Source organism: Achromobacter marplatensis, from assembly GCF_049060505.1.
GTDB classification, from domain to species: Bacteria; Pseudomonadota; Gammaproteobacteria; order Burkholderiales; family Burkholderiaceae_B; genus Achromobacter; species Achromobacter marplatensis_A.
Genome location: NZ_JBMGRB010000043.1, coordinates 1 through 347, shown reverse-complemented (window position 1 = coordinate 347; position 347 = coordinate 1). Strand labels below are relative to the sequence as shown.

The window sequence follows — 347 nt, the reverse complement described above, 5'->3', positions numbered from 1 at the left end:
CCCGCGCTCCACCCATCCTACGATTGAAGGTCAATGCGCCATCGGAGACGGATTCGCGGTTGATGATCAATGCGTCGTCGGAGACGAATTCGCCGTTGAAGATCAATGCGTCGCCGGAGACGAATTCACAGTTGAAGATCAATGCGCCATCGGAGACGAATTTACAGTTGACGATCAATGCGTCATCGGAGACGGATTCGCGGTTGATGATCAACGCGTCGTCGGAGATGAATTCGCGGTTGACGGTCAATGCGCCGTCGGAGATGAATCCGCGGTTGATGATCAATGCGTCGCCGGAAATCAATTCACCGTTGACGATAATTCGTCAGAAGCACGACATCGCCGGA

General features: G+C 53.6%; 1 protein-coding gene. It reads right to left on the bottom strand.

Going from position 1 to position 347, the window contains the following annotated elements:
* On the bottom strand, positions 1 to 286 hold a 286-nt coding region (locus tag ACI0FO_RS29465; RefSeq protein ID WP_416032100.1), incomplete at its 3' end, for a hypothetical protein.
* Between the last annotated feature and the right edge of the window lie 61 nt (positions 287 to 347).